Genomic DNA, 24,758 nt, shown 5'->3' on the forward strand with positions numbered 1-24,758 from the left:
CCAGTCTGATATTCTGCTTTCACTGTACACTCTCGTCTCGTAGCGTAATGACAGCTCTCTCTACGAAGCCACCGTGTCGAAAGGATTTTTCTTGGACGACCCAATACCTTACATGAATGACGCTGCCTATCGATCCGAGCCGGGTCAATCCGGACGACATCGGCGCGACGCAGACGACTCTCGAGATGGACCACGAGGAAGCCATCGAGCACGTTCGTGCAGTGTTCACCGACGCTGGGCTCGGGATCCCCGTGGAGTTCTCACCCTCGGAGTTACTCAACGAGAAGGTCGACGCCGATCGCGATCCGTACTACGTCCTCGGCGCGTGCAATCCGTCGATCGCCGACCGCGCCCTCGATGCCAGCGATGGGACGATCGGCGCGCTGATGCCGTGTAACGTCGTCGTCTGGGAGGAAGCTCCCGGCACGCAGCGTGTCTACCACGTCTCGATCATGCGGATCGCACGGCTCGTCGGTATGGCACCGGCCGACGACGAAATGGAATCCATCATCGCGGACACCGGCGAACTCGTCGACGAAGCCTTCGAGAATCTCTAATCATGGGACACCATACATTCGACTCCTCGCGAGCTGACAAGCTAGAACAGGCCGACCGGCGGTATCAATTCCTCTCGGCAGAAGAACTACTGTGGGCGCTCGAGCCCGCCGCGACCGATACGATCGTCGACCTCGGCAGTGGCACCGGATTCTACACCGACGTCGTCGCCCCACACGCAGGCGACGTGTACGCGGTCGACCTCCAGGAAGAGATGCACGACTACTATCGGGACAAAGGCATCCCCGAAAACGTCGATCTCGTCACGACCGGAGTGGGCGATCTGCCCTTCGAGGCTGACGCCGTCGACGCCGCGTTCTCGACGATGACCTACCACGAGTTCGCAAGTGACGACTCTCTCGACGAGATCCGCCGCGTCCTCACGCCCGGTGGCCGACTCGTCATCCTCGACTGGGCGGGAACCGGCTCCGGCGAGCACGGCCCGCCGGTCGACGAACGCTACACCGCTGATGACGCTGCAACCGCGCTTCGCGAGCACGGCTTTACCATCGAACACGAAGCCGTCCGCCCGGAGACGTTCCTGCTGGTCGCGACCCTCGAGTAAGATCGGACATCACCCGATCGCCCGTCCGGCTGGAGGGTCGTCTCCTCGCGGTCGTGGTACTGGTGTTTACCCTCGTCGTGAGCGCGTTGGAGCCGAGCGGGCCGACAGTAAGCAGTTGCTGGATGACGGGGTGTTTCGATCTCGTACAGTTCCGGTTGCAAAAGTATTATTTCACAATACCACACAGTAATGTGTAGTGTTACCATGGATCAAGTTGCGCGCCATTCGGATATGGAACAGGCACGTGAAGCGATCAACGAGTTCAGGGCACGGGGCACCTTGCCCGACGAGTTAGAGGCGGAAATCGAAGAACAACTCAACGCGAATCCGTTAACGGCCCTTGAAAAGGTACTTGAATCCCAGAAAAACTGATTCGCTGTCGTTCAGCAAGGTAATCGAAAGCGAGGCCTGCCACGATTATCAGCACTAAGCGACATCTCCGTATCCTAGATAGTCAGTGATACACGAGATGTCCTGACCACCGTGGACCTCGGTTCGGAGTGTGAGCAATTCGGGAACTGCCGTCGTCACCAGTAGTTACCAATTGGTAACCCGGTGACGGACGCGTTGGCTTGTGTTTATAGTCACCCACTGGTAACGGGGTGACAGGAGGTAATCTGATGTCTACTGATCCATCCACATCCCACGACTACGAGGTTGCTGTCGTCGGCGGTGGTCCCGCCGGCCTGACGAGCGCGCTGTATACGACACGACTCGGGCACGAAACCGCCGTCTTCGATCGCGGTGGTGGTCGTGCCGCAATGATGCAAGAGACCCACAACGTCATCGGCGTTCCCGAATCAATATCGGGCAACGAGTTCCTCCAGACCGCCATCGAGCAGATCAAATCCTACGGCGCGGACTACCGCACGGAGTTCGTCACCAGCATCGACCGCCGCGACGACGGCGCGTTCGAACTCGAGACGGCTGGCGAAACCGTCACCGCCGAAGCCGTCGTGCTCGCGACCGGCTTTTCCGACGGTCGGCCCGAGCCACCGCTGCCCCGGACCGGTCGCGGCCTGCACTACTGTCTGCACTGCGATGCGTACATGTTCGTCGACGAGCCGGTGTACGTGATGGGCCACGACGACAGCGCCGCCATCGTCGCGATGATCATGCTCAACTACACCGACGACGTCGATATCCTGTTGCGCGGCGACGAGCCCACCTGGAGCGACGAGACGGCGACCCAGCTCGAGGGCCACCCCGTCGACATCATCGAAGCGGAGGTCACCGGCATTCAGAACGGTGACGACGGCTGGCTCGAGGCCATCGAGTTCGAGGACGGCACCGTCCGCGAGTACAGGGGCGGGTTCGCGATGTACGGCTCCGAGTACAACAACGAACTGGCGACGTCGCTCGGCGCGGAACTCAACGACGACGGGACGGTCGCCGTCGACGACCACGGTCGGACGTCGGTCGACGGCCTGTACGCCGTCGGCGACCTGACGCCGGGGCACAATCAGGTCCCCGTCGCGATGGGACAGGGGGCACAGGCCGGCATCGCGATCCACATGAGTCTGCGCGAGTTCCCGAAATCGGTCGAAGAGCTCGAGGCCGAGGGCGCAGTCGAGCCACAGGACGTTCCCGGAATCGCACCCGATCTGCGCCAGCAGGCAAACGAGCACTCGTCGGCCGAAGGCGACTGAACGGGCTGCTGTACTGATTCTCTCTAGTAGCCACTGACCGTCACTGCACACCCGATCGCGCGCCAGGTGTGCGATCGGTGTGTCACTCGGTTCAGTTGGTACTATAGCGCGTCCGACAGGAAGCCCTGTCAGTGCGCGACGCCGACGCGAGGAACCACGTCCCTTTAGGGAAGTGATGCGTAACGGTGACCCAGTGGTGCATGAGAGTATGAGACACGGGACACGTGACCGGAGAGAGGAGGCCATGTCGGACCACTATATCACCGCAGAGGAACATCTGCCCGACGAGGAGTGTACGGAGACGACGTTACAGATCACCGACGGCGAGACCAAGCGGATCTTCGAGGCGCGTGTTCGGATCGCCCGTGAGCCAGACGAACTGACCGATCCACAGCGGCTGACGGTCGTGACCGGGCCACACGAGACTGTCAGCAAAGAGTGGTACGTCGAGTTTCTCGACGAAATCGACTCCGCAGGCATCAACGAGGACCTCCTGCGGCGGCTCGCACGCGAGCAGGAAACAACCTCGAACATCGTCAACACCCGTTCCGACGACCTCAAAGTGGTGCTCACCTACCTCGTCGAAGCCGGCCAGTACGAGTCGACCGCCGAGGCGCTCCGCGAACTCGCCTTCGAGCAACTCGCAGCAGCCCACCCCGCGCTGCTGGACGCCTACGAGGACGTCCGAACCGAATTCGAGGCCGATCCGCTCCGGCGTGCCCTCATGGAACGAGAGTGAGTCATGCCAGCTGATTCGTTCCGTGACTATCTCCAACTGCTCGACGACGACAGTGCGCTCGTCACGTTCGACGAGCCGGTGTCGTGGGATCTCGAGGCGAGCGCGATCACGATGCTCGCCAACCAGACCGATGGCGAGGTGCCGCTGTTCGAGTCGGTCGGGGAGACCACAGTCGATGCGGCGCTTGTCGGTGATCCATACCGCGGACCGCGAAGCAGGCCGTGGGATCACTTTGCTCGGTCGTTCGGACTGTCGACCGGCTTGTCAGGGGCTGCATACTACGACGCAATCATCGAGCGCCTTCGGTCGCCTCGTGAGCCACGGCTCGTCGAGCCTGAGAGCGCGCCGTGTAAGGACGTCGTCTACACTGGCTCCGACGTTGATCTCCTGTCGTTCCCCTGGCCGTACGTGCATCAAAGCGACGGCGGGCGGTACTCGAACCTGCACACCATCGTTGCACCGGACCCGGAGACGGAGTGGGGACGCTGGTCGAGCCACCGGATGATGATCCACGACGATGCACTCGCCAGCCTGTTGTTTCTCGCTGGCGAGCAGGTTCCCAACCGCTATTACTACGAGTACGAACCCCGCGACGAGCCGATGCCGGTAGCGGCAGTCATCGGTGCGGAACCAGCGGTCCAATGCAGCACGGAAATGTGGATCCCGACGGGTCGAAGCGAGGCGGCATTCGCAAGCGGCGTGAAAGACAGTCCCGTCGATCTCGTCCCGTGCGAGACGAACGACCTGTTCGTCCCGGCGACAGCCGAGTTGGTCATCGAGGGCCACGTCCTCCCGAACGAACGGCTCGACGAGGGCCCGTTCGGCGACTATTTCGGCTACATGAACGGCCCGCGGCGATCGATGCCCGTGTTCGCCGTCGATGCGATCACCCACCGAGCCGAACCGCGGGTGCCGTTTTGTGTCGAAGGGACCGGCGTGGGCTACGGACAAAACTCGAGTAGTACGCTCCAGACCGCCGCTGCTGGCCCCGATGCGACGCTGGGACTGCGGGCGGCCGGCTTCGACGTCGAATCCGCCGTGCCGTGGCGGTTTACCTCCCGGACCGTCTGGGTGATCGCGACGGAGCGCTCCTATCCCGGCTGCCTCCACGAACTGGCGAACTTCGTCTTTACCACGTGGGGCATGCTGCATATCGATTTCTTCGTATTCGTAGATGCGACCGCCGATCCGTTCGACCCGCGAGACGTTCTGACGGCGATCGCGCTGAATGCCGATCCGGACACGGACTTTCACCAGTTCGGCGTCGAGCGAATGCCGAAGGTGCCACTCAACATCTACCAGACCCCCGATGAGAAAGGCAGCGCCGACGTCGGCACCTCGAAAGCCAAGACCGCGAAGGTCTACATCGATGCAACCAGCGACCAGCCGGCGGCGGACGACGCCGACGCCGAGCCGATGCGCGCACGCGCACAACAACTTCTCGTCGATGCAGGTGTCTCGCCGGAGCCGTTCGATCTCCTCGAGAACCGAGCGGGTGAGGACCGATGATTCCGTTCGCACAATACCTGCGTGGTCTGGCACGCGACGGCGACCTGTTGGTCCTCGAAGACCTCGCTGATATCCCGCCGGACGTCATCGCGGCGGAATCGCTCCGCGCGAGCGGGCCAGCGATCCGGTACGACCGTGCCGACGGCGTCGATCTCGCGAGCGGCGTGTTCAGCGGTCCCGATCAGATGCAGCGCCGGGACGCACAGCCGTGGTCGCGGCTGTCGCTGGGGCTCGGTCTGGATCCCGACGGGTCGTTCGTCTCCGTGCTCGAGACGATCACAGGCCTTGGACCAGCCGGCGACACGGACGGCCCGACGTACGACACGCAGGCGGCGTCGCGAACCGTCGACAGCGTACAGGCGCTGGGCCTGCCACAGGCTGCTGACGACGTCTGGGCCGCGTTGACGCTGGGCGTGGCGTCGGTCGCGACGACCGATGGCACACACTGGGCACCGATTCACGGCTTCATCGTCGGTGACGAGACGCTCAGAGTGCGAACGCCTGCCGCGCTGGCAGCCCTCTGTGACGGTACTGAGACGATCTCGATCGCCCTCGGCGTCCCGCCCGCTGCGATTACGACCGCCTACCTGCTCGCCGTGACCGACCAGATCGCGGTGCCGATCCAGGCCTGCGGTGTCGCCGACGACGTGCCGCTCGTCCCCACGAACGGCGGTCTCGTACCGAGCGCGACGGAGGTCGTGATCGAGACGACAGTCGCCGATCGACAGCCCGACTTCCAATCGGACCGACGCGAAGCGTGGGAGTACTGCCTCGAGAGCACACCGTTGGCGCTGTCCGTCGAGCGGGTGATCGCAACCGACGACCCGGTGGTTCCGTTCTCGCCCGTCGGTCGACCGCTCGCGGACGACCTCCAGCTGACGGGGATGGCGTCGGCGGCAACGCTGTATCACCGCGTCAATAATTACTGGGGGATCTCACCCGTCGAGTGGATCCTCTTACCGGCAGAAGCTGAACTCGGGATCTGCGTTGTCGCCACCAGCGTCCTCTATGCTGGCTTCGAATGGCAACTCGCGAACATCCTCTTTACGTTCTCGTCGCTGTTCGATACCGTCATCATCGTCGACAAGGACGCCTCACCGACGGATCTCGGTCGCGTTCTCGGCGACATCTGGGTGAAAGCACACCCATCTCGAGACTGGATCTTCAGCGAAGCATCCGCACCGGCGGCACGACGGCCCCGATATCGACAGGACGGCCAGACCGGCTCCCGGCTGTACATAAACGCCGCCTGGGACCCCCGGTGGGAGGATTCGTATATCGCGCCGCGAGTTACGTTTGAGCAGTCGTTTCCGGCACTCGTTCGTGATCGCGCACGGGCGAGGTGGGACACACGTCACGACGTGTCTCCTGCTGATGACGGTGCTGACGAACGGTGATCGACAGAGGACGCCTCACAAACAAAAACGCATTTATGAATTCTTTCTTATGGTTCGGAAACACTTCTGTTTACGCTATACTGTGCCAGGATATGCCGTTCAAGTAGTTTCTTTAAATTTATAATGTGTCTATTTATACTTCGTAATTTACCGGTGGCATTATATAGGGGAACGATTTCCGGGATGGTGTATGGTGTCCAGCCACAATCTTTCGGACTACGAGGCTGAACGGGAGCAGTTCTCGTGGGACGATATTTACGCGGAAGCCGACTGGGATGCACCGGCGGAACTGAACATCGGTCACGAGGTAGCCGACCGACATGCCACCGACCGTGAGAACGTCGCGCTCTATCAGGTCGATACCGACGGCGAACTCACGAAGCTGACGTTCTGGGAGCTGGCCGACCGCTCGAGTCAGTTCGCGAACGTCCTCGAGCAGTTAGGCGTCGAACAGGGCGACCGTGTGTTCTCGTATATGCCGCGGATTCCGGAACACTACGTGGCGCTGGTCGGCACGCTCAAACGGGGCGCTGTCTGGGGCAGCGTCAACGAGCGGTTCGGACCAGACGGCATCTCGTATCGACTCGACGACTGCGACGCGAAGGTCCTCGTGACGACGACCGACAACCGCGAGACAGTTTCGAAGGCACTCGAGGACGCACCGACGGTCGAACACATTATCACCGTCGACCGCGGCGACGGTGCACCCGCTGACGACGTCGTATTCAATACGGCACTCGACGGCGCGAGCACAGACTACGAGGCCGCCGACACCGGCGGCGAAGACGATGCACTCCTCTACTACACCTCGGGGACGACCGGCCTGGCCAAAGGCGTCCTCCACAAACAACGCTGGGTGGCCGGCGTCGCGGCGACACAGAAGTACGCCGTCGACCTCCAGCCCGGCGACCTCTACTGGAGTACCGGCGACCTGGGCTGGCTGACCGGCGCGATCAACACTCTCGGTGCGTGGTTCTGGGGAGCCTCGCTGTTCACCTACGAAGGCGAGTTCGACCCAGAGACGTGGGCGGAGCTCCTCGACGACTATCCGATCACCGTGTTGTTCTCGGTGCCGACAGCCTATCGGATGCTCCGCGAGAACGAGAACGTGCTCGCAGACGTCGACCTCGACCTGCGCCACGCGCTCTCGATCGGCGAGCCGCTGTCGGCAGGCGTCGTCGAGTGGGGCGAGGACGAACTCGGCGTCACCATCCTCGACACGTACGGCCAGACGGAGACGGGCAACATGATCATCAACAACTACCCGACGATGGAGCTCCGGCCCGGCTCGATGGGCAAGCCGCTGCCGGGCATCGAGGCCGACATCGTCGACCCCGAAACGGGCGAAGTGCTCGAGCCCGGCGAGACCGGCGAGATCGCCGAACGGGGGGATTACCCCTGCTTTTTCGCCGAGTACTGGAACAAACCAGAGAAAACCGCCTCGTGTTTCATCGACGGCCCCGATGGCGAGTGGTATCTCTCGGGTGACCTCGCGCACAAAGACGAGGACGGCTACTTCTGGTTCGAAGGGCGGGCCGACGACGTCATCCTCTCATCGGGCTACCGGATCGGTCCGTTCGAGGTCGAGAGTTCGCTGGGCGAACACGACGCGGTCGCCGAAGCCGCCGTCGTCCCCAAGCCACACACGGAACGGGGCAACATCGTGAAAGCTTACATCGTGCCCAGCGAGGGCGCGACGCCGTCCGAGGGCCTCGAAGAGGACATCAAGACCCACGTCAAAGAGGAGCTGTCGGCCCACGAGTACCCGCGAGAACTCGAGTTCCGCGACGAACTGCCGAAGACAGTCACCGGAAAGATCCGCCGGACCGAACTGCAAGACGAAGCGGAAGACGAAGCCGAGGCGGCGACGTAAGCGACCGCCTCGGAGGACGAATTATTAGAGACGACCCACAACGATATACTATACCATGAATTTCGAGTCTACGCAAGAACGTTCGATGATCCGATCGACCGCGGAAGCGGTCGCAGCAGAATACGGACCGGAGTACTGGCGCGAGAAAGAGGAAAACGAGGAGTTTGCCCAGGGGTTCTGGGACGAGCTCGGGGAGGCCGGCTTCCACGGCCTGCTGGTTCCCGAGGAATACGGCGGTGCCAGTATGGGAATGCAGGATATGGGACTGGCCATGGAGACGCTCTGTGCCGAAGGCTGTGGCATGGCCGGCACCTGGTATCTGGTGCTCACCGCCGGTATGGCCGCCGTCGGCATCCGCGAGAACGGGACGGAGGCCCAGAAAGAGAAATACCTCACCGACATCGCGACCGGCGAGCGCAACTTCTGCATCGGCATCACCGAGCCCGAAGCGGGGACGAATACGCTGAACGTCGCCACCTGCGCCGAGAAGGACGGCGACGAGTACGTCCTCAACGGGCAGAAAGCGTGGATCACGTTCTCCGATCGGGCGGACAACATGATCCTCGTCACCCGCACGACGCCGCTCGAGGAGGTCGACCGCGGCACCGACGGCATTAGCCTGTTCATCGTCGACATGGATACCCCCGGGATCGACATCTCGCCGATCTCCAAGCACGGTATTAACTACTCGAAATCGTGTGAGGTGTTCCTCGAGAACGTCCGCGTCCCTGAAGAAAACCTGCTCGGAGAGGAAGACGAGGGCTGGTGGGCACTCGTCGACATGTTGAACCCCGAGCGCATCGGCTTCGCCGCCGCCGGGACGGGTATCGGCAAGCTCGCTGCGAACACGGCGATCGAGTACGCCAACGACCGCGAGGTGTTCGACGCACCGATCGGAAGCCATCAGGCCGTCTCGTTCCCGATCACGAAGGCCTACGCACGGATGGAGACAGCAGCATTGATGCGCGAAAAGGCTGCCTGGCTCTACGACCAGGGTGAGGAGTGTGGCTACGAAACCAACGTCGCGAAGGCGACAGCTGTCAGCGCCGGCATCGAAGCGGTCAAGCAGTCGATGCAGGCCTTCGGCGGCTGGGGCTACGCCACGGAGTACGACGTCGAACGCTGGTGGCGCGAGATCAACCTCACTCGACTCGCACCAGTCAGCCAGCAGATGGCATACAACCACATCGGCCAACAGCTCGGCTTCCCCAAATCCTACTGACCATGTTTGACAAAGTTCTCGTCGCGAACCGCGGCGAAATCGCGGTCCGTGTGATGGCAGCGTGCGAAGAACTGGGCTGTGAGACGGTCGCCGTCTACAGCGACGCCGATCGCAACGGCGGCCACGTCGACTACGCCGACGAGGCGTACAACGTCGGCCCGGCACCGGCCAGCGAGTCGTACCTCGACCAGGAGGAGATCATCGACGTCGCCCAGCGAGCGGGCGCAGACGCGATCCATCCCGGCTACGGCTTCCTCGCCGAAAACGCCGAGTTCGCCCGCCGCGTCGAGGAGACGCCCGAGCTCACGTGGGTCGGCCCGCCGAGCGACGCCATGGAGACCCTCGGCGAGAAGACGAAGGCCCGAACCGTCATGCAGGACGCCGGCGTCCCGGTCGTCCCCGGGACGACCGAACCGGTCGACGACGCCGACGAGGTGCGCGCCCTCGGCGAGGAGTTCGGCTACCCCATCGCCATCAAGGCCGAAGGCGGCGGCGGCGGTCGGGGCATGAAAATCGTCCGCAGCGAGGCCGAGGTCGACGACGCCCTCGAGAGCGCCAAACGTGAGGGTGAGGCCTACTTCGGCAACGACTCGGTCTACGTCGAGAAGTATCTCGAGGCACCCAAACACATCGAGGTGCAGGTGCTCGCGGACCAGCACGGCAACGTCCGCCACCTCGGCGAGCGCGACTGCTCGTTGCAGCGTCGCCACCAGAAGGTCATCGAGGAAGCTCCGAGCCCGGCACTCGACGCCGACCTGCGCGACGAGATCGGCGAGGCCGCTCGTCAGGGCGTCCGCGAGGCCGGATACACGAACGCCGGCACGGTGGAGTTCCTCGTCGAAGATGGCGAGTTCTACTTCATGGAGGTGAACACTCGCATTCAGGTCGAACACACCGTCAGTGAGGAAGTGACCGGCATCGACATCGTCCGGTGGCAGCTGCGGGTCGGCGCTGGCGAGGAACTCACCTTCGCTCAGGACGACGTCGAAATCGACGGCCACGCGGTCGAGTACCGCATCAACGCCGAGAACCCAGCAACGGACTTCACGCCCACCCCTGGACAACTGACGACCTACCGGCCGCCGACGAGCATCGGGGTTCGCCTCGACCACGCGGTCGCACAGGGCGACGAGATCGGCGGCGACTACGACTCGATGATCGGGAAACTGATCATCAGCGGCGAGGATCGCGCCCACTGTCTCGAGCGCTCGAATCGCGCGCTCGAGCACTTCGACGTCGAAGGCGTCCACACGACGATCCCGTTCCACCGGCTGATGCTCGACGACGACGCCTTCGTCGCCGGCGATCACACCACGAAGTACCTCGATCGGGAACTCGACGACGACGCGCTCGAGACGGCTGTCGATCGGTGGGGGCCCGCAGAGGCCGCCGCCGGCGACGGCTCACAGTCGACGACCGCCGAAGTCGCTGTCGAGGTCGACGGCAAGCGATTCGATGTCGTCATCGAGGACGCACGTTCGCGGATGACGGCCGAGCACGCCGACGGTGGCAGCGCCAGCGGCTCGAGCAGTGGCTCCGCAACCGAGGGTGCCGCCGAGGTCGCGACCGCAGACGCTATCACCGCCGAAATGCAGGGAACCATCCTCTCGGTCGCCGTCGAGGAAGGCGACGAGGTCGCCGCCGGCGACGTCGTCTGCGTGCTCGAGGCGATGAAGATGGAAAACGACGTGGTCGCTGGAAGCGCCGGGACAGTGGAATCGGTCCCGATCACGGAAGGCGACTCCGTCGACATGGGCGATACCCTCGTCCGACTGGAGTGATCACCGATGCGAATCAAGATTGCAGACGACACGACCGAAACGGAGGCACGGGCGATCGCCGAGGCCATGGCGTCGCAGTACCGAGAGGACGTGACCGTCGTCACCGACGGCGGTGAGGAGATCAGCAGCGCGTCCTACGACGGCAACGCCGACGCGACGGCCGAGGCCGAACCCGAGACCAAGCCAGCGGCGGACCTCGGGCCGACCGAGCGCGAGGAAGCACTGCTCGAGGAGATCGACGAGATCCTCGAGGGGGGTCCGGAGAAATATAAAGAGCAACTGCCCGAGGAGGGCAAGCTGTTCGTCCGCGACCGGATCGACCTCTGGTTCGGCGACGACTTCCTCTTCGAGGACGGTCGGTTCGCGGAGTTCGACGCCGACGACCAGCTGCCAGCCGACGGCCTCATTACGGGGGCTGCCGAGTTCGAGGGCCGGGACGTCCACTTCATGGCCAACGACTACACGGTCAAACGCGGCAGCATGGCCGAGAAAGGCGTCGAGAAGTTCCTGCGGATGCAACAGCGCGCGCTGAAGACGGGGAAGCCGGTGTTGTACCTGATGGATTCGTCGGGTGGCCGGATCGACCAGCAGACCGGCTTCTTCGCCAACCGCGAGGGTATCGGGAAGTACTACTACAACCACTCGATGCTCTCGGGTCGCGTGCCGCAGATCTGTGTCCTCTATGGCCCCTGTATCGCCGGGGCGGCCTACACGCCCGTGTTCGCGGACTTCACGGTCATGGTCCGGGATATGTCGGCGATGGCCATCGCCAGCCCGCGCATGGTCGAGATGGTTACTGGCGAACAGATCGACCTGCAGGAGCTCGGTGGGCCGGACGTCCACGCCGGCTACTCCGGCAGTGCGGACCTCATCGCCGACGACGAGGAACACGCCCGGGAGCTGGTCGCCCAACTGATGAGCTACCTGCCGAACAACGCGGACGAGAAACCACCCCATACTGACGGGCAGGCACCTGCTGTCTCACCCGAGGGCATTGACGCCGTCGTACCCCAGGAACCCAACAAGGGCTACGACATGTTCGACGTCATCGACCGCGTCGTCGACGCCGGCTCGACACTCGAGTTGCGGCCGGAGTTCGGCAAGGAGATCATCACTGCCTTCGCCAGAATCGACGGTCGGCCAGTCGGAATCGTCGCCAACCAGCCCGCCCATCGCGCGGGTGCGATCTTCCCGGACGCCGCCGAAAAGGCAGCGCAGTTCATCTGGACCTGTGATGCCTACGACGTTCCCCTGCTGTACCTCTGTGACACGCCGGGCTTCATGGCCGGCTCGCAGGTCGAGAAAGACGGCATCTTGGAGCAGGGCAAGAAGATGATCTACGCCACGTCCTCGGCGACGGTACCCAAACAGTCGGTCGTCGTCCGGAAGGCCTACGGCGCGGGCATCTACGCGATGTCCGGCCCGGCCTACGACCCCGAGAGCGTCATCGGCCTGCCCTCCGGCGAGATCGCCATCATGGGCCCCGAAGCAGCGATCAACGCCGTCTACGCGCGCAAACTCGCCGAGATCGACGACCCGGACGAGCGCGAACGCAAAGAACAGGAACTCCGCGAGGAGTACCGCGAGGACATCGACATCCACCGAATGGCGAGCGAAGTCGTCATCGACGAGATCGTCCCGCCGAGCAGTCTGCGGGAGGAACTCACGAACCGCTTTGCGTTCTACGAGGACATCGACAAGGACCTGCCCGACAAGAAACACGGGACGGTCCTCTGATCCCCATTCCAGCCATGACAGGACGCTACTACGAGGACTTCGAGGTCGGCGAGACCATCGAACACGAGAAGCGACGGACGATCAGCGAAGCCGACAACCAGCAGTTCTGTGACATGACGATGAACCAGCAGCCCTTGCATCTCGACGCCGCGTTCGCCGCGGAAACGCAGTTCGACGGGCGGCTGGTCAATGGGCTCTACACGATGAGTCTGGCCGTCGGACTTACGATCCCCGACACTACCGACGGAACGATCGTCGCGAACCTCTCGTACGACAACGTCGAGCACCCGAACCCGGTCTATCACGGAGACACGATCCGGGTCCAGTCGACGGTCACCGACAAACACGAGACCAGCGACGGCGAGCGCGGGATCGTCACCATGCACGTCGAGGTGTTCAAAGTAAACGGGTCCTCGTCGGACTCGTCCAACGGTGATGAGGAGCCGCTGGTCTGTGAATTCGACCGGACGGCGCTCTCACTGAAACGCGAGCACGCGACGTAACGATGCCAGCCGATCGTGGTCGAACCGGGTCGTCTCGAGCCCTACTCCGCGACGCCGACGATCCATCGCCACCGCTGTTCGACGGTGCCCTCGAGGCCCGCGAGCAACTCACGTGCCCTCGCGACGCGCTCGTCGGCGTCGAGTCGCGGATAGAGCCGCGCCGCCATCGCTGGAATCGCGTGGAAGTGTCGCACGTTCGCAGCCGTCGTCGCGAATCGCCAGGTGCCCGTGGCGACGGTAAACTCGTCGGCAAGCGCCGCCTCGACTTCGTCGGCACCCGTCGGCGACCGCGACTGTCGCTCGAGGTCCGCGAAGACGTCCGTGCCGTCGGCGTCGACCCAGCCAAGCGGTGCGACAGCACCGACGACCCCACCCGGACGCAGGACGCGGGCGGCCTCCCGCGTCGCGACCGCTGGCTCGGGGACGAGAAAGAGCGATGCGGTAAACGCGACGCCGTCGAACGACCCGTCGACGAACGGCAGATGATCGAAATCGGCCTCGACGCGGGGTGCGGCATCGAGTTCGCGCAGCATCTCGCGGCTGATGTCCAGCGCGACCGTTCGTCGCGCCCGATCGGCAAAGACACGCGTGCTCGCGCCCGTGCCGGCGCCAGCGTCGAGGACGGCGTCGAAGTGGCCGTCGGCTCGCGCCGACAGTTCGGCGGCCAACAGCTTGGCGAGTGTGGTGAACCGGCCAGTTCGGTGCTCGTAGGCGTCGTAGGCGGAGACGCTGTCGTCGAAATTCGTCCGGACGATGGCCTTCATACGGCCGACCACGGACGGCGGTGGAATATGTGTTCTCATCACACGGTCGCACCGGAGACGTATCGCCCGCCAACCAGCCACAGTGATCTACCACACGAATGACGGAGACAACAGCAACCGACGACATCGCACACGAACCGAGTCAGGCGTTCGTCGAATCGACGAACGTCCGGCAGTTCATGGAGGCGTACGACATCGACGACTACGACGCGCTCATCGAGCGCACGACCACCGAGATTGAGGGCGTCCCGAACTCGGGCGTCGACTGGTTCTGGGACGAACTGGTCGACTATCTGGGCCTCGAGTTCGACGAGGATTACGACGAGGTCCGGGACAGCAGTGAGGGCCCGCAGTTTACCGACTGGTACCCCGGCGGCGAGCTCAACATCGCCCACAACACCGTCGACCGCCACGCGGCAGTCGACAGCGAGACGCGGAACACGGTCGCCTGTCTTTGGGAGGGAGAAGATGGCGAGGTCCGGGAGGTCACGTACCACGACCTCCACCGGCAGGCCAATCAGGTGGCCAACGCACTCGAGGAACGCGACGTCGGAACCGGGGACACGGTCGGCCTCTACATGCCGATGGTGCCCGAAGTCATCGCGATCCTCTATGGCTGTTTCAAGGTCGGCGCGATCGCAGTCCCGATTTTCTCGGGCTTTGGCGTCGACGCGACGGCGACGCGAATCGCGGACGCAGAATGTTCGGTCCTGTTTACCGGCGACGGCTTCCAGCGCCGCGGGAGCGACGTCCTCCTCAAAGAGAGCGCTGACGAGGCCATCGACGAGGCCGGCCACGTCGAGCACACCATCGTCTACGACCGTCTGGGCCACGTCGGGACCGACGAGATTCCCTGGGTCGACGACCGGGACGAGCGCTGGACCGACGCCATCACTTCCCAGGACGACGCGTACGAGACGAAATCGCTCGACTCGAGTCAGGAATCGATGCTGCTGTACTCGTCGGGGACGACGGGGAAGCCGAAGGGGATCGTCCACACCCATGCCGGCGCGCTCGTCCAACCGGCCAAGGAACTGCACTTCGGATTCGATCTCAAACCCGCGGACCGGTTCTTCTGGGTGTCCGACATCGGCTGGATGATGGGGCCGTGGACGCTGATCGGCACGCACGCCTTCGGCGGGACCGTCGTCATGTACGAGGGCGCACCCGATCACCCCGAGCCCGATCGCTTCTGGGAACTGATCGACCGCCATGGCGTCACGCAGTTCGGCATCTCGCCGACCGCGATTCGCGCGCTACGCAAGCACGGCGATGAGTGGCTCGAGGGACACGATCTCTCCTCGCTCCGAATCTTGGGCTCGACGGGCGAACCGTGGGACCCTGAATCCTGGCAGTGGTTCTACGAACACGTCGGCAACGGCGAGTGCCCGATCATCAACATCTCCGGCGGGACCGAAATCATGGGCTGTTTCCTGATGCCGATGCCGACACAACCGCTGAAACCCTGTACACTGGGCGGGCCCGGACTGGGGATGGATATCGACATCGTCGACCGCGCGGGCAACTCCGTCAAAGAGGACCACGAACGCGGCTATCTCGTCGCCCGTGACTCCTGTCCCTCGATGACCAAGTCGCTGTGGTCGGGTGACGACCGCTATCTCGAGGAGTACTGGTCGACGTTCGAGGACCCGCCACTGTGGGATCACGGCGACTGGGCGCAGAAGGACGCCGAGGGCTTCTGGTTCCTTCATGGCCGCGCCGACGACGCGTTGAACGTCGCCGGGCGGAAGGTCGGCCCCGCCGAAGTCGAGGGGGCGCTCATCGACCACGAAGCCGTCAATCAGGCTGCTGCCATCGGCGCACCAGACGAGACGACCGGCACTGCCGTCGTCACCTACGTCGTCCTCGAGAACGACGTCGAGGAAACCGACGAGCTACGTGACGAACTTCGCGCGCAAGTCGGCGCAGAACTCGGGAAACCCTTCCGCCCCCGTGAGGTGCTGTTCGTCGACGAGTTCCCCAAAACCCAGTCGGGCAAGATCATCCGCCGTGCGGTCGAAGCGACCTACACGGGTGAGGACTTGGGCGACATGAGCAGCATCGAGAACCCAGAGGCGCTCGAGGAGATCGAACAGGCGCGATAAGCGTTCAAACCGTTTCAGCGCTGAATCGGGCAGCGTAGGTTATTTTGTCTCTTCGGCGCGCTCGAGGATTCGTTCGGCCTGCGCGATGAGTGGCGCGTCGATCATCTCGCCATCGACTTCGAACACACCCGCGTCCGTCCGTTCATGGGCGGCAAGAACGCGTTCTGCCCACTCGATATCGTCGTCACTGGGCGTGAACGCGTTGTTGATCACCGAGACCTGCTCGGGGTGAATCGCCATTTTGCCGTCGTACCCGAGTTGTCTGGCGAACGCCGTTTCCTCGCGGAGGCCATCCGTATCCCCGTAGTCGGTGTAGACGATGTCGATCGCGTCGATATCGGCGGCGCTGGCTGCGATCACCGTCCGCTCACGCGCGTACAATACTTCTGTGCCCTCGCTCGTGCGCGTCGCACCGATATCGGCTGCGAGGTCTTCGGCCCCGAACAGCAGCGCGTCGGTCGCGTCGACCGCGGCGATTTCGTCGGCCCGAAGGACGCCCGCCGCGGATTCGATCAACGCGAGCACTGGGAGGGATGCGCTGGCTTCACCGAGTCGCGCTTGAATCCGTTGGACGTCCGCTGCGGCCTCCGCTTTCGGCAACATCACGCTGTTGGGGCGTGGCCCCTCGAGGATCATCTCGAGATCGGTCATCGCTCCAAGCCCGATCGGATTTACGCGAACGGCGACCTCACACTCCGAGTCGAGTCCGGCGAGCACCTCACGGACGGCATCGCGTGCGTCACTTTTATCCGCGGGCGCAACAGCGTCCTCGAGGTCGAAAACGACGACATCTGCGTCGCTCACAGCCGCCTTCCGCATCAGCTCGGGCTGATCGCCGGGTGAGAACAAGACACTTCGTCTGACCATACCATGGGTGAACAGCGCACGTGACTAAATCGTATGGGTTTGGCACGAGATAGCCGACAGAAGGCAGTCGGATGGATAACGAACCCGGGGGACGGACCGCCGATCAGCGGCCATACATTCAAAAATAAAAATGGTTGTAGATATGGATGTTCGAACACTCCTCCGATCCAATATAATACCACGATCCTTTCATATATGGCCGGGCAGAGTACATTCCTGACACCAGTTCTTAATATCTAGATAGTAGTATGCGCATCAAAATATACAAGCGCACAACAAAACAGATAGATACACCGGTTATTTACCAAGATAATTCTCATATATTATATAAGCTGTTGACGACTGCCACACGGTATCGCCTATATCTGTCTAATATACTGTTCTCTTAACACTCTCTAAAAATGATGTGTCTGCGGGCTGCGTCGGTTTGCCGGTTCGTGTTGTGCGTGATCGTCTGGTAAAGTGTGTCTGCGATCGCGGTAGGTCACTCATGACCAGGCCACTGGCAGTCCCTGTTCTGAGCTTTACATTCATATGGTTGTAAGGGATCCGGCGGAGCAACTGCTCGAGTATCGTCGGATGGCCGTTTCGCCTCGTTTACACAACCGTAGTCGCTCGAATCTAGTTTCGGGAGAGTAGAATGCGGTGATTTCGGCAAAGAAACACGCTCAAGCGACGAGATCTGAGCTAGTAGCAGACGATATCTCGAGTACGACAGTTCATCAGACCCGAAACCGAATGCGGCACTCGGTCGGCGATCGCACAGCTACGACAGCGCCTACCAGTCATTGCTGTGTCAGTATTCGGCAGAGATCGCTGGCTCGAGCCCACACTGGCGCTGTCAGCCGTGGTCGTTCCGGATCTCTGTTCGCGATCGAGCCACGCGACCCGAAATATCATTCGGCAGAGCCGAAACGCTTCTATAGGTTCGGTGGAATGGTGAGCGTGATGACGGGCGCGTCAAACCGATCGGTCGAACGGGCGTTCAGGATCGTCGACGAACTCGCGGAAAACGGCGGCGGGCGAGTCTCGGAGCTCGCGGATCGCCTCGAGATGCCCGTCAGCACCGTCCACAACTACCTGCAGGCGCTCGTCGAGACGGGCTACGTCTCGGTCGAGGACAAGGAGTATTCGACGACGACCCGGTTTCTCGAGGTCGGCCATCGAGAACGTCACCGGCTCGAGGTGTTCAAAGCCGTCAGCGACGAGCTCCAGGATATCGCGGCGGAGACCGGCGAGCACGTGACGCTGATGGTCGAAGAGAACGACCAGTGTGTCATCGTCGCGGTCCAGGAAGGCCCCGACGCCGTCAATCTATTCGCGTATCCTGGCGCGCGTATGCCGCTGCACGCGGCAGCCCCCGGGAAAGCGATTCTGGCACACATGCCCGACGACCGCGTCCAGGAGATCATCGACCGGCAGGGACTCGTGGAGATGACGAACCAGACGATTACGGATCCCGACGTGCTCTTCGACCAGCTCGAGGAGATCCGGGAGCAGGGGTATGCCATCGACGAGGGCGAACGCATCGCGGGCATGGTCTGTATCTCCGCACCGGTGCTGGACAAAAGCGACGAGATCCGCGGGGCGATCTGTGTCTGTGGGCCACAGAGCCGGATCGACGAGGAGCGCCGCGAAGAGATCGCCGACATCGTCAAGCGGTCGGCGAACGTGACCCAGGTCAACCTCGATTACGTCTGACCGGCGTCTCCGCCCGCGCTTCGATGGCGATCAGTCGTCGGCGACCGGTGCCAGCGCCTCGATCGTGTCTTCGGCCACGTCGTCGGCGGCTTGCTCCGGAATCGTCACGAGCGGCCGGTCGACGATCGTCTCGCTGACCAGTTCGCGGAGTCGCTCGCGAGCCGCCGCCGGCGTCCCGGCGACACCGAGATCGTCGACCATCTCGTCGGTGACAAGCGCCGTCGCGTCGCCACGGTCGCCCGCCTGCCAGGCCTCGGCGACGCGCTCGACCTGGTCGGGGAACGTGGTGGCGATCGCGTTCCGGTAGCCATCAGCGCTGCCTGCGTAGTAGGCGATGTGACCGCGAACGGCATCGTAGGCCTCCTCGCCGTCATCGCTGACGGCTGCCGGGACGTACGGCGCGATCGTGATCTCCTCGGGATCGCGATCCCGTTCTCGAGCGCTCGTTTCGACGACCTCGAACGCCTCGTCGAGTTGGGAAAAGGGGATGTTGTGGGGCAGCCAGCCGTCACAGAGCCGACCGACGACGCGGCGATTTGCCGGCCCGAGTGCCGCGTGGTAGATCGGGACATCTCGATCCAGCGGCGGGACGCCCGAGACGCTGACGAGCTCGCCGTCGTAGTCGACCGGTTCGTCGTCGGTCAAGATGCGCTGAACGATCTCGATGGTTTCGTGGGACCGACGGACCGGGCGCTCGAAGGACATCCCGTGGACGTTCTCGACGGCGGTGGGCGTGCTCGTCCCGACGCCGAAGGACGCGCGACCGTCGGCGACACGGTCGAGCGTCGCGGCGGTCATCGCGAGGACAGCGGGCGTTCGCGAGAACACGTTGACGATCGCGGTGCCGAGTTCGATCTCGTCGGTCAGCGCAGCGATCTCGCTGAGTTTGACGACCGAACTCGAGCCCCACAGTTCGCCCATCCAGACGGAGTCATACCCCTGTGCTTCGGCGCTGATCGCGAGGTCGGTCGGGTCGTGCGTGCCGGTCCGCGGGATGACTACTCCGAGATGCATATCCGGTCGGTTCGACACACAGTGTGATAAAGTATCACGTTCACTGACCTCGAAGCACAGCCACGTCGAGCGGACAGCGCACGCTCGTTTACACCCGGCTATAACGCTTAGTGGCCGACGAAGTCGGGGTCGTCGTCGCCGAAAAAGGCCTCGAGGCCGCGCTCGTAGTCCTCCGTTCGCGTCGCGGCTGCGATGCCGTTCGTCTCCGCCGCGAGCTGTCGCTCGAGCGAGCGGTCGTAGCTGTCGGTCAGCAGCCGGGTCGTCGTCCCGAACGCCTGGGTCGGCCCCGCCGCAAGCTCGGCGGCGAGGTCGGCCAGCCGGTCGTCGAATTCGTCGGTGGGGACGACCTCGTTTGCCAGTCCCAGTTCGCGGGCCTCCTCGGGGCTGATGGGGTCGTCTTTCAGGACGAGTTCCTTGGCGGTTCGCAGCCCGACCAGCCGTGGCAAGAAAAACGTCGCGCCGCCGTCGCCGGTCAGGCCGATCCCCGGATACGCGAACTTGAGCGTCGCGTCCTCGCCGAGGACGAGCAGGTCCGGAAACAGCGCCAGGCTGAAGCCGATCCCGGCGGCGATGCCGTTGACACCGCCGACGACCGGCGTCTCCGCCCGGTGGAACTGGACGATCGCCTCGTGGGCCCGACCGGCCAGCTCCCGGATGTGAGCCGCGTCGGACTCGTTACCGGAGAGGGCGCCGAGGTCGGCACCGGAACCGAAGAAATCACCTGCGTGTGTGAGCACGATACACCGCGTCTCGGGGTCTTCGCCGAGCGTCGTCGCCGCGGACACCAGTTCGTTGGCCATCTCGAGCGTGAGTGCGTTTCGCCCGGCAGTGCTCTCGAGCGTAACCGTTGCGACGCCGTCGTCGTGATCGATCGAGAGGTTGTTGTATGCAACCATAGGACAGGTATTCGAAGTAATCTCGCTTAACGGTTCCTGCTTCGTCGTTCCGAGAACGGGCTCGGCCCCGCCCTAGATCGCGTCGGTCAGGTCGAGCGACTCGTCAGCAAAGAGCGCCGGGTTCATCTCCGCGAGGTCGTCGGCCACGATCGGTTCGAAGCCCATCGGGTCGATGACGTCGTCCTCGACGTCGATTCCTGGCGCGACCTCCGTGAGCTCGAGGCCTTCGGGAGTCAGTTCGAAGACGGCGCGCTCGGTCACGTAGACGATCGGCTGGTCGATCTCGACGGCGTACTCGCCGCTGAAGGTGATCTGCTCGACCGAGTCGACGAACTTCGTACTCGAGCCTTCGCTCTCGATCGAGAGTTCGCCGTCGCCGGCCTCGATCTCGAGGCCGTCGGTCGTCAAGGTGCCACAGAAGACGACCTTCTCGGCGTTCTGGGTGATGTTGATGAAGCCGCCACAGCCGGGCAGCTGCGAGCCGAATCGGCTGACGTTGATGTTGCCCATCGCGTCGGCCTGTGCCATGCCCAGGAAGCCCATGTCGAGGCCGCCGCCGTCGTAGAAGTCGAACTGCTGGGTCGAGGAGACCAGCGCTTCGTGGTTGACCGCGGTCCCGAAGCTGATCCCGCCGGAAGCAGCGCCGCCGACCGGCCCCGACTCGACGGTCTGGGTGATCTCGTCGTCGACGCCGCCTTCAGCCGCGACGACCGGGACGAGTTCCGGGACACCAACGCCGAGGTTGATGACCGAATCCGGCTCGAGTTCCATCGCGGCCCGGCGGGCGATGATCGTCCGCTCGTCGAGCGGGAGCGGCTCGGCGTCGTCGTCGGTCGGCTGTTTGATCTCGCCGCTGTAGGCGGGGTTGTAGTCTTCGGCGTACGTCTGCTGGTGGTGACTCTGTGGCGCTTCGACGACGGAATCGACCAGCACGCCGGGGACGGCCACGTCGCGAGCGGTGAGCGTTCCCGACTCCGTGACGCGTTCGACCTGTGCGATTACCGTGCCGCCGGAGTTGTGGGCGGCCTGGGCCATTGCCAGCACGTTCGAGTCGAGGGCTTCCCGCTCCATGGTGATGTTGCCGTTCTCGTCGGCCGTCGTCCCACGGATAATCGCCACGTCGATCGGCACCGAGTGATAGAAGAGGTACTCCTCGCCGTCGACGGTCATGAGCTCGACGATGTCCTCGTCGGTGACGTCGTTGGCCTTCGCGCCGTCCTGTCGCGGGTCGACGAACGTCCCCAGCCCGACGTGGCTGATCGTGCCGGGCTTGCCCGCAGCAGTGTCCCGGAGCATGTGGTCCATCGCGCCGAAGGGCAGGTTGTAGGCTTTGATCTCGTTGTCGACGATCTTCTCCATCAGGTCGGGCGTAAAGCCCCAGTGGCTCGCGATCGTACACTCGAGCATCCCGTCCTGGACCAGATGCGAGAGTCCACGGCCCTGTCGGTCGCCTTCCGCGGCGGGATGGTAGAGCGTGAGATCTCGGGGATGGTCCGTTTCGGCGTAGCGTTCGCCGAGCGCCTCGAGGACGTATTCGGGAATCCCGACGGCGACGAAGCCGCCGACGCCGACCGTATCGCCGTCGTCGATACATTCGACTGCCGCGTCTCTAGACTGTCGAACCGTCATACCTACCCCTCGCGGGAGGCGCTATTTTTACTTACCTATCTGGGACACACCACGACCTCGAGCGGTAACGCCGATATCGACGGTGGATAGCGGAATCGTACGCTTTACTACCTCGCTCTCGAACACACCGGTATGGAGCTAACAGCCGAGCAGCAACTGATACAGGATACCGTTCGCGATTTCGTCGAGAAAGAAGTCGCCGAGACGGTCGACGAACACGACGAGGCCCAGACGTTTCCGGAAGACGTCTGGGACGGGCTCGCGGAGCTCGATCTGACCGGACTGACGGTCCCCGAGGAGTACGGCGGGTTCGACGCCGACGAAGTGACCTACAGCATCGTCAACGAGGAGCTGGCGCGGGGTCACCTGGCGGTCGCGACGGCGCTGTCGGTCCACTGTCTGGCCACCTCGTGTATCCGCCAGTTCGGCACCCAGGAACACAAAGACGAGTGGCTGCCGGAGATGGTCGACGGTCGACCGGTCGGTGCCTTCGCGCTCTCGGAACCCGACGCCGGCTCGAACCCGGCCGAGATGAGTACTGAAGCACGGCTCGAGGACGGCGAGTACGTCATCAACGGAAAGAAACAGTGGATCACGAATGGCAAGCGCGCAGGCGTCGTCATCCTGTTCGCGAAGACCGACCGCGACGACCCCGATACTGTGACCCAGTTTTTGGTGCCCAAGGACACGCCAGGACTCGAAGTCGGCAAGAAAGAGGACAAGCTCGGGCTGCGTGCCAGCGACACCACGACGCTCATCTTCGACGACGTGCGGATTCCCGAGGAGAACCGCCTGACGGAAGTCGGTGACGGCCTGAAGTCTGCGTTCTCGATCCTGACTGGTGGCCGGATTGCGATCGCGAGCCAGGCCGTCGGCGTCGCTCAGGCGGCCCTCGACGCCGCCGTGAGCTACGCCAACGAACGCGAGCAGTTTGGCGAGCCGATCATCAACCACCAGGCGATCGCCCACAAGCTCGCGGATATGCAGACCGACGTGCAGGCCGCACGCCTGCTGACGCGTGACGCCGCTCGCAAAAACGATGGCGGCCTCGACCCGCAGGCGGCGAGTATGGCGAAGTACTTCGCCAGCGAGACGGCTGTCGACGTCGCGGACGAGGCAGTCCAGGTCCACGGCGGCTACGGCTACACCAAGGACTTCGACGTCGAGCGCTACTATCGCGACGCCAAGATCACCACGATCTACGAGGGGACCTCTGAAATACAGAAGGAGGTTATCTCACGGCACCTGACCGAGTAACGCGACTCGTTACTCGTACTCGTAGAAGCCTTTTCCAGTCTTCTTGCCGAGTTCACCGGCTTCGACCTTGCGCTTGAGCAGGTAGGCTGGCTTGTAGCGGTCGCCTAACTCCTCGTGGAGCGTCTCGGAGGCGTGGAGACAGACGTCCAGTCCGATGTGGTCGGCCAGCGTCAGCGGCCCCATCGGGACGTTCGTGCCCAGTTCCATGCCAGCGTCGATGTCCTCTTTCGTCGCGACACCCTCGTCGTAGGCCCGAATGCCCTCGTTGAGCCAGGGCATCAGGATGCGGTTGGTGACGAAGCCCGGCTTGTCGTCGGACTCCCAGGTCGTCTTCCCCAGCTCCTCGGCGAAGTCGTGTGCCTGCTCGGTGACGTCGTCGTCGGTCTTCTCACCGACGACGATTTCGACACCCTCCATCACGGGGACGGGGTTCATGAAGTGCAGGCCGACGACGGCTGCCGGTCGCTCGGTCGCGCTCGCGATCGAGGTGATCGAGAGCGTACTCGTGTTCGTCGCGAGGACGGCGTCGTCGCGACAGATCTCATCGAGGTCGGCGAAGATGTCGCGTTTGATCTCGAGGTTTTCGACGGCAGCCTCGACGACGACACCGCAGTCTGCGAGGTCCTCAAGGTCGGTCGTGCCGGTGATCCGGTCGCGAGCCGCGTCGGCTTCGTCCTCGGTCAGGGCGTCTCTGTCGACGAGGCGACCGAGACTATCGTCGATCGTCTCGAAGCCACTGTCGACGAACTCCTGTTCGATGTCGCGCATGACGACGTCGTACCCAGCCGTTGCGGCGACCTGTGCGATACCACTGCCCATCGTGCCAGCGCCGACGACGCCGACACGGTCGATCGTCTCTACGTTTGATACCATCACTCGGTGGTGGTCGGACTGTCGTAGTAAATGTCCCGACTCTCGTCAGTAACGGAAAGGACGAATACAGCACGCGGTCGTCGTCCGACACAGCTATACCGCGCGAACTGATATGTGGTTCT

At 63.3% G+C, this 24,758-nt stretch carries 21 protein-coding genes; 15 read left to right on the forward strand and 6 right to left on the reverse strand.

The genetic code is table 11. The features are described from left to right. Nucleotides 1-116 precede the first annotated feature (116 nt). From ACERI1_RS13105 to ACERI1_RS13160, 12 genes are all read left to right on the forward strand, one after another. A complete protein-coding gene (locus ACERI1_RS13105; protein ID WP_373618658.1) occupies nucleotides 117-557 on the forward strand; it encodes a DUF302 domain-containing protein in 441 nt (146 codons plus the stop codon). Nucleotides 558-559: 2 nt separating this feature from the next. Further along, nucleotides 560-1,120, forward strand: a complete 561-nt coding sequence (locus ACERI1_RS13110; protein ID WP_373618659.1) for a class I SAM-dependent methyltransferase — start codon at nucleotides 560-562, stop codon at nucleotides 1,118-1,120. A 231-nt stretch (nucleotides 1,121-1,351) separates the two neighbouring features. Then, complete coding sequence (locus tag ACERI1_RS13115; RefSeq protein ID WP_373618661.1) at nucleotides 1,352-1,492, forward strand: hypothetical protein; 141 nt, start codon at nucleotides 1,352-1,354, stop codon at nucleotides 1,490-1,492. A 248-nt stretch (nucleotides 1,493-1,740) separates the two neighbouring features. Next, entirely contained in the window at nucleotides 1,741-2,769 is a 1,029-nt protein-coding gene (locus ACERI1_RS13120; protein WP_373618663.1) for an NAD(P)/FAD-dependent oxidoreductase, read from the forward strand. A gap of 244 nt (nucleotides 2,770-3,013) precedes the next feature. Then, complete coding sequence (locus tag ACERI1_RS13125) at nucleotides 3,014-3,508, forward strand: ubiD operon protein (RefSeq protein ID WP_373618664.1); 495 nt, start codon at nucleotides 3,014-3,016, stop codon at nucleotides 3,506-3,508. 3 nt (nucleotides 3,509-3,511) lie between these two features. Then, entirely contained in the window at nucleotides 3,512-5,017 is a 1,506-nt protein-coding gene (locus ACERI1_RS13130) for a UbiD family decarboxylase (RefSeq protein ID WP_373618665.1), read from the forward strand. Continuing rightward, a complete protein-coding gene (locus ACERI1_RS13135) occupies nucleotides 5,014-6,414 on the forward strand; it encodes a prenyl carboxy-lyase (protein WP_373618667.1) in 1,401 nt (466 codons plus the stop codon). The genes ACERI1_RS13130 and ACERI1_RS13135 overlap by 4 nt, the downstream gene beginning before the upstream one ends. Nucleotides 6,415-6,604: 190 nt before the next feature. Beyond that, nucleotides 6,605-8,287 (forward strand): acyl-CoA synthetase, encoded by a 1,683-nt coding sequence (locus ACERI1_RS13140; protein WP_373618668.1) that lies wholly within the window; start codon nucleotides 6,605-6,607, stop codon nucleotides 8,285-8,287. A 55-nt stretch (nucleotides 8,288-8,342) separates the two neighbouring features. Beyond that, nucleotides 8,343-9,509: an acyl-CoA dehydrogenase family protein gene (locus tag ACERI1_RS13145; RefSeq protein WP_373618670.1), complete on the forward strand. Its 1,167-nt coding sequence runs from the start codon at nucleotides 8,343-8,345 to the stop codon at nucleotides 9,507-9,509. Nucleotides 9,510-9,511: 2 nt separating this feature from the next. Then, complete coding sequence (locus ACERI1_RS13150; RefSeq protein ID WP_373618672.1) at nucleotides 9,512-11,290, forward strand: acetyl-CoA carboxylase biotin carboxylase subunit; 1,779 nt, start codon at nucleotides 9,512-9,514, stop codon at nucleotides 11,288-11,290. Nucleotides 11,291-11,296: 6 nt separating this feature from the next. After that, on the forward strand, nucleotides 11,297-13,027 hold the full coding sequence (locus ACERI1_RS13155; protein WP_373618673.1) for an acyl-CoA carboxylase subunit beta: 1,731 nt from the start codon (nucleotides 11,297-11,299) through the stop codon (nucleotides 13,025-13,027). Between the two features lie 14 nt (nucleotides 13,028-13,041). Next, the gene (locus tag ACERI1_RS13160) at nucleotides 13,042-13,530 is read left to right on the forward strand and encodes a MaoC family dehydratase (RefSeq protein WP_373618675.1); all 489 of its coding nucleotides are present in this window, start codon (nucleotides 13,042-13,044) and stop codon (nucleotides 13,528-13,530) included. Nucleotides 13,531-13,571: 41 nt separating this feature from the next. On the opposite strand, the gene ACERI1_RS13165 is transcribed toward ACERI1_RS13160, so the two are convergent. Then, entirely contained in the window at nucleotides 13,572-14,294 is a 723-nt protein-coding gene (locus ACERI1_RS13165) for a class I SAM-dependent methyltransferase (RefSeq protein WP_373618677.1), read from the reverse strand. Nucleotides 14,295-14,392: 98 nt separating this feature from the next. On the opposite strand from ACERI1_RS13165, the gene ACERI1_RS13170 reads away from it, so the two are divergent. Continuing rightward, nucleotides 14,393-16,399 (forward strand): AMP-binding protein, encoded by a 2,007-nt coding sequence (locus tag ACERI1_RS13170; RefSeq protein ID WP_373618678.1) that lies wholly within the window; start codon nucleotides 14,393-14,395, stop codon nucleotides 16,397-16,399. Between the two features lie 39 nt (nucleotides 16,400-16,438). Here the strand turns inward: ACERI1_RS13170 and ACERI1_RS13175 are convergent, their stop codons facing one another. Further along, entirely contained in the window at nucleotides 16,439-17,266 is an 828-nt protein-coding gene (locus tag ACERI1_RS13175) for a CoA ester lyase (protein WP_373618680.1), read from the reverse strand. Between the two features lie 948 nt (nucleotides 17,267-18,214). Between ACERI1_RS13175 and ACERI1_RS13180 the strand changes: the two genes are divergently transcribed. Further along, nucleotides 18,215-18,967 carry an IclR family transcriptional regulator gene (locus ACERI1_RS13180; protein WP_373618681.1) on the forward strand — a complete coding sequence of 251 codons (753 nt, stop codon included), beginning with the start codon at nucleotides 18,215-18,217 and terminating at the stop codon, nucleotides 18,965-18,967. Nucleotides 18,968-18,997: 30 nt separating this feature from the next. Here the strand turns inward: ACERI1_RS13180 and ACERI1_RS13185 are convergent, their stop codons facing one another. The 3 genes from ACERI1_RS13185 to ACERI1_RS13195 all read right to left on the reverse strand — a co-directional run bounded on the left by ACERI1_RS13185 (nucleotide 18,998) and on the right by ACERI1_RS13195 (nucleotide 22,506). Continuing rightward, nucleotides 18,998-19,981, reverse strand: coding sequence for an LLM class flavin-dependent oxidoreductase (locus tag ACERI1_RS13185; RefSeq protein WP_373618683.1), 984 nt, complete (start codon nucleotides 19,979-19,981; stop codon nucleotides 18,998-19,000). A 107-nt stretch (nucleotides 19,982-20,088) separates the two neighbouring features. Next, entirely contained in the window at nucleotides 20,089-20,877 is a 789-nt protein-coding gene (locus ACERI1_RS13190; RefSeq protein WP_373618685.1) for an enoyl-CoA hydratase/isomerase family protein, read from the reverse strand. 72 nt (nucleotides 20,878-20,949) lie between these two features. After that, nucleotides 20,950-22,506, reverse strand: coding sequence for an acyl CoA:acetate/3-ketoacid CoA transferase (locus ACERI1_RS13195; RefSeq protein WP_373618687.1), 1,557 nt, complete (start codon nucleotides 22,504-22,506; stop codon nucleotides 20,950-20,952). 132 nt (nucleotides 22,507-22,638) lie between these two features. Between ACERI1_RS13195 and ACERI1_RS13200 the strand changes: the two genes are divergently transcribed. Further along, a complete protein-coding gene (locus ACERI1_RS13200) occupies nucleotides 22,639-23,763 on the forward strand; it encodes an acyl-CoA dehydrogenase family protein (RefSeq protein WP_373618690.1) in 1,125 nt (374 codons plus the stop codon). 9 nt (nucleotides 23,764-23,772) lie between these two features. Here ACERI1_RS13200 and ACERI1_RS13205 read toward each other — a convergent pair whose 3' ends face one another. Next, nucleotides 23,773-24,636, reverse strand: coding sequence for a 3-hydroxyacyl-CoA dehydrogenase family protein (locus tag ACERI1_RS13205; protein ID WP_373618692.1), 864 nt, complete (start codon nucleotides 24,634-24,636; stop codon nucleotides 23,773-23,775). Between the last annotated feature and the right edge of the window lie 122 nt (nucleotides 24,637-24,758).

This window comes from Natrinema sp. HArc-T2 (assembly GCF_041821085.1).
Classification (GTDB): domain Archaea; phylum Halobacteriota; class Halobacteria; order Halobacteriales; family Natrialbaceae; genus Natrinema.

Bases quoted from the DNA above. Each gene is read 5' to 3' on its own strand.
- ACERI1_RS13105 (WP_373618658.1), top strand. From the start codon at position 117: ATGACGCTGCCTATCGATCCGAGCCGGGTCAATCCGGACGACATCGGC.
- ACERI1_RS13110 (WP_373618659.1), top strand. From the start codon at position 560: ATGGGACACCATACATTCGACTCCTCGCGAGCTGACAAGCTAGAACAG.
- ACERI1_RS13115 (WP_373618661.1), top strand. From the start codon at position 1,352: ATGGAACAGGCACGTGAAGCGATCAACGAGTTCAGGGCACGGGGCACC.
- ACERI1_RS13120 (WP_373618663.1), top strand. From the start codon at position 1,741: ATGTCTACTGATCCATCCACATCCCACGACTACGAGGTTGCTGTCGTC.
- ACERI1_RS13125 (WP_373618664.1), top strand. From the start codon at position 3,014: ATGTCGGACCACTATATCACCGCAGAGGAACATCTGCCCGACGAGGAG.
- ACERI1_RS13130 (WP_373618665.1), top strand. From the start codon at position 3,512: ATGCCAGCTGATTCGTTCCGTGACTATCTCCAACTGCTCGACGACGAC.
- ACERI1_RS13135 (WP_373618667.1), top strand. From the start codon at position 5,014: ATGATTCCGTTCGCACAATACCTGCGTGGTCTGGCACGCGACGGCGAC.
- ACERI1_RS13140 (WP_373618668.1), top strand. From the start codon at position 6,605: ATGGTGTCCAGCCACAATCTTTCGGACTACGAGGCTGAACGGGAGCAG.
- ACERI1_RS13145 (WP_373618670.1), top strand. From the start codon at position 8,343: ATGAATTTCGAGTCTACGCAAGAACGTTCGATGATCCGATCGACCGCG.
- ACERI1_RS13150 (WP_373618672.1), top strand. From the start codon at position 9,512: ATGTTTGACAAAGTTCTCGTCGCGAACCGCGGCGAAATCGCGGTCCGT.
- ACERI1_RS13155 (WP_373618673.1), top strand. From the start codon at position 11,297: ATGCGAATCAAGATTGCAGACGACACGACCGAAACGGAGGCACGGGCG.
- ACERI1_RS13160 (WP_373618675.1), top strand. From the start codon at position 13,042: ATGACAGGACGCTACTACGAGGACTTCGAGGTCGGCGAGACCATCGAA.
- ACERI1_RS13165 (WP_373618677.1), bottom strand. From the start codon at position 14,294: ATGAAGGCCATCGTCCGGACGAATTTCGACGACAGCGTCTCCGCCTAC.
- ACERI1_RS13170 (WP_373618678.1), top strand. From the start codon at position 14,393: ATGACGGAGACAACAGCAACCGACGACATCGCACACGAACCGAGTCAG.
- ACERI1_RS13175 (WP_373618680.1), bottom strand. From the start codon at position 17,266: ATGGTCAGACGAAGTGTCTTGTTCTCACCCGGCGATCAGCCCGAGCTG.
- ACERI1_RS13180 (WP_373618681.1), top strand. From the start codon at position 18,215: ATGACGGGCGCGTCAAACCGATCGGTCGAACGGGCGTTCAGGATCGTC.
- ACERI1_RS13185 (WP_373618683.1), bottom strand. From the start codon at position 19,981: ATGCATCTCGGAGTAGTCATCCCGCGGACCGGCACGCACGACCCGACC.
- ACERI1_RS13190 (WP_373618685.1), bottom strand. From the start codon at position 20,877: ATGGTTGCATACAACAACCTCTCGATCGATCACGACGACGGCGTCGCA.
- ACERI1_RS13195 (WP_373618687.1), bottom strand. From the start codon at position 22,506: ATGACGGTTCGACAGTCTAGAGACGCGGCAGTCGAATGTATCGACGAC.
- ACERI1_RS13200 (WP_373618690.1), top strand. From the start codon at position 22,639: ATGGAGCTAACAGCCGAGCAGCAACTGATACAGGATACCGTTCGCGAT.
- ACERI1_RS13205 (WP_373618692.1), bottom strand. From the start codon at position 24,636: ATGGTATCAAACGTAGAGACGATCGACCGTGTCGGCGTCGTCGGCGCT.